This is a genomic window from Bacillus sp. C30, from assembly GCF_040838255.1.
Taxonomy (GTDB): Bacteria; Bacillota; Bacilli; order Bacillales; family Bacillaceae_G; genus Bacillus_A; species Bacillus_A mycoides.
Map to the genome: position 1 here is coordinate 1 of NZ_JBFPJH010000135.1, position 8,637 is coordinate 8,637.

Genomic DNA, 8,637 nt, shown 5'->3' on the forward strand with positions numbered 1-8,637 from the left:
GAAAAAAGGTTCGTTTACCGATAGTTCCGGTTGTACAAAAGGATAACTATTGCGTTCCGACAAGTTTGGAAATGATGTTAGGGGTATGGGGAGAAAAACGTACGCAAGATGAAATTGCACAACATATTTTTGATGTAACAGGTTCTAAGTTTTCAGATACAGTTACATATATAGAAGAGCAAGGTTACGAATATCGTTATTTTCAAGGGAATGAGGAAAATTATAAGAGATTACTCAATCAAGGTATTCCCGTTTTATTAAGTATAGATATTGAGTACGCTTCCCATGTACAAGTGCTTTCTGGTTATGACGATGTACTGCAAGCTTTTTATATTCAAGATCCGAATTTCTTGGAACCGATTCTTGTGGAATATGATAAGTTGCAAGAAAAATATCGTTATACAGATTGTTTAGCTATTACGTTTATACCAAAAGATAGAATGGAACAACTTTCATTTTTAAATGAGAAAGAACACACTTATTATAAAACTATCTTTTCTCTTACAGATCATTTAGGTGAGCAAGATAAAGAGGGAATTGAAAAGTTAGTACTATTTTTAAAAGAAACAAGTGAAAACCCAAACACTTGGTTATATACGATTAAATATTTAGATGCTGAAGTAGATAAAGATTTTATTCAGTTTTGTATAGGAAAATTAATGAAAAAGTTTCCGAGCTCTGACTTTGTGAAATTGCATAGTGCACAGTGTTTTATTCGTCTGCAGGATATGGAAAAAGCAGGACAGATGCTTCAAAGTGTGGAGAAGAAAAGCAATCAAGCGTTGTATCATTTTATAAATGGACGTTATTCTTTTGAGCAAGATAATTATGCAGAATCGATTGCTAGTTTTCGTTCATCATTACAATTGGATGCAGATCAACCAGTTGCGTGGAGTTTCTTAGCATTATCATACATGTATATGGATCAATCCGAAAAGGGGCTAGAGTATTCTCTAACAGCTATAGAACGTAGTCCAGAAAGGTTTACACTTGTAAATCACGGTTTAATTTTAATAGATTTAGAACGATATGAAGAAGCATATGGATTCTTTAATGATTTATTAAAAGAATATAAATATGAAGCGCACATATGGTATGAACGTGCAAGATGTGCTCAGTATTTAGGGAAAGTGTATTTGGCGGTAAAAGGACTTAAAGTGGCGATTCAATTAGATAAAACAGCACCCTATTTATATACGAAGCTTTCGGAAATCTATGAATCGGATTTGGATGATGAGAAAAATACGAAGGAAATTTTATTACAAGGAATTCAAAATTGTGAAGATCAGGCGTCTTTATATGTTCGTTTAGGAGATTTTTATTTTCAAAATGATGAACTTGAAGAAGCGGAAACTATATATAAGCGTTCTTTAGAAGAAAATAATGAAGATGTATATTCTCATTTCGGTTTAATTCAAGTTTATATGGCAAAGGAACAATATAAGGATGCAAAAAACTATATTGTCAGTATTAATAAGCAATTTGAAGACAATCAAGATTTCCTTATGAATGCTGGTATGGTGTTATGGGATGCTGAAATGGCATTAGGTGAGGATGAAAAAGAGTTAAAACTTGCACTTTCTAAATTAGAGAACGGTATACGAAGCGTATACGCTAATATAGCGAGCGTGTTGGATGAGTATGTAAATCGAATAAAAGACACAGCTTTTGTGCAACGAGGCATAGCATTTTTAAGAACGTTAGAAAAAGAAAAAGAGGATGTAATTGAATACGGTTGTTACGCAGGTGTTTTATATGAATCTATTGGACAGTATGATCAGGCGATAAAACGGTATAATGATGCACTTAAGAAAAAACAAGATTCATTGCCGTATTTCCGTATCGGTGAAACATTCATGGCGTTAGGGCAATTTCAAGAAGCAAAGCATGCGTATGAAACATGTTTAGAAATGGATAAGAACTTCTTAGGTGTACATTTGCAGCTTGCTGAAATATACGAAAAAGAAGAGAATCGTTCCAAAGAACAAAAGCATATGGTCCAGGCGATGAAAGAAGAACCAATGCATATAAATATGGAATATTTAGCGCAGCTTTCAGTAGAAATGAATCTTCAGGAAGAATTGCTAGTTGAACTAGAAAAATTGGAGGAAGAAGTTCCTGAAACATGGCGTTTAGATGCGATTGCATACGTGTTTGGCGCGATGAATGACATAGATAAAGAAAAAGAATATATCGAATGCGCAATGAAAATAGATGAAGCGCATGTGGAAGTACTATATCATTATGCGAAATTGCTAGTTAAAAAGCAGAGTGCAGAAGCAATCGAAGTTGCGCTGAAAGTAATGCATAAAGATTTGGAAAGTGAACGTATTTTTGGTGTGTACGTAAAAGCAATGGAACAACATAAAAAATTATCCGAGATACGAGACGTACTTCATACGCTAAAGGTGAAAAAAGCAGAAAGAAGTACAGCGTTTATGTATGCAGCTACTGCGGTTGCCGAAAGATTAGTAGAAAGACAGCAAAATGAGCAACCGAAAAAATCTATATTTACAAGAGCATTTTATCGCATGAAAAATCGTGCGAAGGAAATTTCAATGATTACAGTTGTTATCGATTTATTTGAAATCTCCTTAAAGTTAAATCCGAAAAATAGTATGGCAGCGCAGCGTTTCGCAATATTTTATGAGAATGCGGCGATGAATAAAGAAGCTATAGAGGTTTTACAAACATCGTTAGAAAATAAGTGGGATTATGATGTAGCGAAGCAACTTGTAAATCTTTTCATTGAGTGTGAAGAAGAAGATATGTTACGAGATGCTTTTGAATTAACGAAACAAATGGTTCGCGAGCTACCGGATGATTATGATACACTTCTTCTACAAGCGAATGTATTATGTAAGCTAGGCGAAGAAAGAAAAGCCGAAAAAATTCACTTGCAATTAATTGAGAAAACGCCATTTGTAAGTAGAGGATTCCTTGCTTTAGCAGAAATATATCAAAGTCAAGAGAGAATTGAGGACTCGATTCAGTTATTAGAAGACGCTTCTGTACATCATCCAAATGAAACAGCAATTCTTCTTGCTTTAGCATCTTCGTATCATAGAGCTGGGCAAACGACAAAGGCAGAAAAAATAACAAGTGAAATATTAGCAATTGATGCTACTGACTTGCTAGCAAGATACGATCATGCTTGTTATTTAACATCATTAAACAGAAATGAAGAGGCAAGAGATGAACTTGAAATTGTGCTTCGTGAAGATGAAACAGGATTTTTCGCTGAACTTGCAGAGGAAGATGAAGATTTAGCAGGATTGCGAGAATTTGAAAAGTGATTGTATAAGAATAGAGAAAAAGGGTATAAATAAAAATATATTTCGAATTAGTTGACAATTAATTGTTTAATGGCATAAAATAACTTTTAATAAAGTATACAAATCTGAAGACGAGAAAGAGTAAAATAGTGAGCTGTTCTCCAGAGAGCCGGTGTATTGCTGAAAGCCGGTGTGCAGACGTTATTTGAAAATCATCTCCGAGGAGCCGTGGCTGAATAAAGTAAGCTCGGACGGATGTCTACCGTTACAAAGAACGCGTATATTAGTACGTTGCTAAGTGCTATTAGTGAAAAGCTAATAGAATTAGGGTGGTAACGCGGGTAAACCCGTCCCTACTTCATAGGGGCGGGTTTTTTGTGTGCTTTTAAAACATTCAAAGGAGTGATTGTACATGAAGAAAGTAGATGTAAAAGAGTCAGCTGTAGGGAGAGAAACACGTATTCGTAAGCAGTGGAACGAACAGGGCATTTTTGAACAATCAATTCAGAATAGAGAAGGCGCACAATCGTTTGTGTTTTATGAAGGACCACCAACGGCGAACGGTTTACCACACGTCGGCCATGCACTTGGTCGGGCAATTAAAGATTTAGTAGCAAGATATAAAACGATGGCTGGATATAAAGTGTTAAGAAAAGCTGGCTGGGATACACATGGATTACCTGTAGAATTAGGCGTTGAAAAACAACTTGGTATTTCAGGTAAGCATGAGATTGAAGAGTACGGCATTGAGCCATTTATTCAAAAGTGTAAAGAGAGTGTATTCACATATGAGAAGCAGTGGCGTGAATTTACGGAAAGCATTGGATATTGGGTAGATATGGATGATCCATACGTTACTCTAGAGAATCCATATATCGAAAGTGTATGGAATATTTTAGGGACGATTCATGAAAAAGGCTTGTTATATAAAGGGCATAGAGTTTCACCGTACTGTCCAAGCTGTCAAACATCGCTTAGTTCACATGAAGTTGCACAAGGATATAAAACAGTGAAAGATTTAAGCGCAACGGTTAAGTTTAAAGTAAAAGATAGTGAAAATGAATATTTCCTTGGATGGACGACAACGCCGTGGACACTTCCAGCGAATGTTGCACTTGCCGTACATCCAAATATGGAATACGTTAAAGCGAAACAAGAAGGGTATGTATACATTGTTGCGAAAGAGCGTGTACAAGAAGTACTAAAAGAAAACTATGAAGTATTATCCGTTCATAAAGGCGAAGAATTAGTAAACACATCTTATACAGCAGCGTTTCCGATGAAGGAAGTTACAAATGGGTACCACGCAATTGCAGCAGATTTTGTAACTGCAGATAGTGGTACAGGACTCGTTCATATCGCTCCAGCATATGGGGAGGACGATTATAAAGTCGTTCAAAGTGAAGGATTGTCGTTCTTACATGTTGTAGATGAGAAAGGTGAGTATACGGATGCAGTACCATTTCTTAAAGGTAAGTTTGTAAAAGAATGTGACGTTGATATCGTTCGTTATTTAGCTAAAGAAGGTTTGCTATATCATAAAGAAAAATATGAACATAGCTATCCGCATTGCTGGCGCTGTGATTCACCATTACTTTATTATGCAGGAGAAAGCTGGTTAATCCGAACAACTGAGATTAAAGAAACATTTTTACGAAATAATGATTCTGTTAAGTGGTATCCAGACCATATGAAGCATGGACGGTTTGGTAAGTTTTTAGAAAACATGGTGGACTGGAATATTAGCCGGAATAGATATTGGGGAACACCGTTAAACGTATGGGAATGTGAAAGCTGCGATCATCAATTCTCACCGAAAAGCATCGCCGAATTAAGAAAGCATAGTACGAAAGAAACACCTGAAGATTTAGAATTGCATAAGCCGTATGTAGATGAAGTGCAAGTTTGCTGCGAAAAATGTGGAAGTACAATGAATCGTACACCAGAAGTAATCGATGTTTGGTTTGATAGTGGTTCCATGCCGTTTGCACAATATCATTATCCATTTGAAAATAAAGAGTTATTTGAAGAACAGTTTCCAGCAGATGTAATTGCAGAGGGAATTGATCAAACACGCGGCTGGTTTTATAGTTTATTAGCAGTATCCGCACTATATACAGGAAAAGTACCTTATAAACGAGTGTTATCACTAGGGCATGTTCTAGACGAGGAAGGACAGAAAATGTCTAAAAGTAAAGGAAATGCACTAGATCCAGTTGATTTAGTAAATCAGTTTGGTGCAGATGCTTTAAGATGGGCTCTACTTGTTGACAGTGCTCCGTGGAATGCAAAGCGTTTTTCTGAAAGAACAGTACTGGAAGCAAAATCTAAATTTGTAGATACGTTAGTCAATGTATATAGCTTCTACGTTTTATATGCAAATTTAGATGAGTATAATCCGAAAGAAAAGTATGAAGTTAAACGTACGAAATTAGATGAATGGGTATTATCAAGATTGCATAGCACAACGAAAAAAGTGAGAACAGCACTTGATGATTATCAATTTACGAATGCAGCTCGTGAAATCGCGGCGCTTGTAGATGAAGTGAGTAACTGGTACGTAAGACGATCACGTAATCGTTTCTGGGAATCTGGTATGAATCCTGAAAAAGCAGCTGCGTATGAAACGCTTCATGAAGTGCTTGTAACAATTAGTAAATTAATCGCACCATTTACACCGTTTGTAGCTGAGGATATTCATCTGAATTTAGAAGGAAGCAGCGTTCATTTAGCAGATTATCCGGTTGTAAACGAATCACTTATCCAGCCTGAGTTAGAAGCAGAAATGGATGCTGTTTTACAAGTTGTTGAACTTGGAAGAAGTAATCGTAATCAACATTCATTAAAAGTAAAACAGCCGTTAGCAGAACTTGTATTACTAGCGCATAATGAAAATGATATGGATTGGGAATCTTATCGTGATATCATCATGGATGAGCTAAATGTAAAAGCGTTCCATGTTGAACTCGATGAAACGAAATATACGTCCTATCAATTAAAGCTGAATTTTAAAACGGCTGGGCCGAAGTTTGGTAAAAGCGTGAATGCAGTAAATGGCTGGCTAAAACAATTATCAAAAGAAGAAGTACAACACTTTGTATCTACAGAAAGAGCAGTTTACGAAGTAGCACCAAGAGAAGAAGTAGTTGTAACAGCTGAAGATGTATTAGTAGAGAAAGTTGCGAAATCAGGATTTTCAAATACGACTAACGGTCAATATACGGTAATGTTAGATACGAATGTAACGGAAGAATTGTTACAAGAAGGAGTAGCACGTGAATTTATTCGTGCAGTTCAAGAATATCGTAAGCAGTTGAATTTACCAGTTAATTTACGAGTGGATGTAATTCTTGATACAGAAGCAGAACTACAGCAAACGTTAACGAATCATAAAGATTTATTGGAAGAAAACTTACTCGTCAAGCAATTTACATTTGGTCACTTAACGAATGAGGACGATGAACTTTCTTTAGGTGAGACAAAGATCCGAATTAAATTAAACGCGGCTAATTAAAGAAAAAAGGAAGTTGGAATCATTCCAACTTCCTTTTTTGTATGAAGATAAATTAATCAGTTATTTTCCGCATAATCCATTCGATAGGTCCTCTAGAAAAGTTCCTTCGCCATAATACGCTAAATAAAATACTGAAAATGAAAAATGCAGTAGCAAATAATAAAACGAAAAGTAGTGTTTGATGTTCCATACGATTTAATACAATCAATGCGCCAATACCGATAAATACATGACTTACATAATGCGTTAATGTTAATTGTCCTGTTTGTATAATGGAAGTAACAAACCAATTATTTTCATATTTTTCAGCAATGTAGAGGCAAATTATTAATATAGCAATAGCAGATCCTGTAGCGGATGCGACGTATAATATATTGGGTAAAATGGGTCCTGTGTTAAACAAAAATGTAGAGGCTGCTTCACCAATGTATGGGATAAAAAGGTGTGTTAACCCTTTTGATAATAGCTCTATAATTACGGTTACTGTTAAACCCAGTAAGAACAACCAATGTCTAATTTTCCTATTATGAAGATCTAACCTGCCAATTATCATACCGATTAAGAAGAAAGAAAACCATGGGAAAATAGGGTGATAGCCATTAAAAAATAAGTTGCGAAGAAAACCTGTTAAGGTCCAAAAGTCTATATAGTTTATAAATGGGATTGTGCCTCCCCATCCTTCGAAGGCGTTGAAAGTAAGTTGGAGATATTGTGCAGCAATTAAAATAATGATAGAAAGCCATATTAGTATAGTTCTTCGTACAGTAATTAGTAATGCAGCGATGAAAAGGTAAACGCCGTAGTAGTGTAAAATATCACCCGTCCATTCCATTACATACAATAATAATCCTAAAATAAATAAGAATAGTGATCGTTTCCAAATCAATATTCGGCTGGTATTGATTTTTATTTTCTCTTGGCTAGCAACAGATGATTTAGTCATTAAAGTTATGCCAATCCCAGCAAGTATAACAAACAAGGCAGAAGCTCTACCTTCAAAAAGCGTCATAAAGGTTTTTAACAGAGGAGGCCCATTTCCTTCCGCCCCTGTTATCACCATGAAATTAACTAGTAACATTCCAAACATTGCCCACGCTCTAGCAAAATCTAAGCCGAAAATTCGTTTTTTAGTTTTCATACGAATCACTTCTTTCGAATATGCTGTGGACAGCTTCAATCCATATTTGTTTATAATTCATATTTACATCAAACATCATGAAGTTTCCGATATTATCAAGTACTAATGCCAACATATGAGCTTTTGAAACTAGATTTTTATTTTGAATGAGTTGAAGTTCATTTGCTTTTGTTAGGAGTGATTCAAATCCGTTTAAATATTCTGTTTGTACAGTTAGTAATCGATCTTTGTACATATCGTTTCTTGAAGATAGTAATACATATTCTTGTAATACACGATTAAAATAAGGATCTTTCTGTTGTTCGTTTATCATTTTAAAGCCAATTTCAACACATTTCTCAATGAAATTCTCTTTCGTAAACTCTTCTGTATGAAAGAATGAGGAGAACTGCATCGCTGCACATAATTCATTAAAAATACTTTCAATTAATGCATCTTTAGATTTAAAGTAATAATAAATAGATGGCTTGGCAATACCAACTTCTTCAGCAATCATTGTATAGGTCGTTTTGGCAATGCCGTGTCCGGCAAATAGTCGATAACTTGCTTCGACTATGGAAGAGAGTGTTTCTTCACTTTTGCTCATGATAAGTCCTCCTAATAAAAAAGTTACATAAATCGTATCATTCATTAATATTATTTTCAACCTATCGTTAGGTAAAAAATAACTTATTTTTTTACACATTACTTTAAAAAGCATAATGTAAAGA

4 protein-coding genes and 1 other annotated feature are annotated in these 8,637 nt (G+C 35.2%); of the genes, 2 read left to right on the top strand and 2 right to left on the bottom strand.

Going from position 1 to position 8,637, the window contains the following annotated elements; translation table 11 throughout:
• Together AB3X49_RS13680 and ileS are read left to right on the top strand one after the other, a co-directional pair.
• The coding region (locus AB3X49_RS13680) for a C39 family peptidase (RefSeq protein ID WP_367962731.1) at positions 1-3,296 on the top strand (3,296 nt) is incomplete at its 5' end.
• A 98-nt stretch (positions 3,297-3,394) separates the two neighbouring features.
• Positions 3,395-3,633: a binding site (T-box leader), on the top strand.
• 54 nt (positions 3,634-3,687) lie between these two features.
• The gene (gene ileS, locus AB3X49_RS13685; RefSeq protein ID WP_367962734.1) at positions 3,688-6,789 is read left to right on the top strand and encodes an isoleucine--tRNA ligase; all 3,102 of its coding nucleotides are present in this window, start codon (positions 3,688-3,690) and stop codon (positions 6,787-6,789) included.
• A 52-nt stretch (positions 6,790-6,841) separates the two neighbouring features.
• Here ileS and AB3X49_RS13690 read toward each other — a convergent pair whose 3' ends face one another.
• Positions 6,842-7,927 (bottom strand): DUF418 domain-containing protein, encoded by a 1,086-nt coding sequence (locus AB3X49_RS13690; RefSeq protein ID WP_002165899.1) that lies wholly within the window; start codon positions 7,925-7,927, stop codon positions 6,842-6,844.
• Positions 7,917-8,513 (bottom strand): TetR/AcrR family transcriptional regulator, encoded by a 597-nt coding sequence (locus AB3X49_RS13695; protein WP_002127173.1) that lies wholly within the window; start codon positions 8,511-8,513, stop codon positions 7,917-7,919. Before AB3X49_RS13695 ends, AB3X49_RS13690 begins: the two co-directional genes overlap by 11 nt.
• Positions 8,514-8,637: the final 124 nt, after the last annotated feature.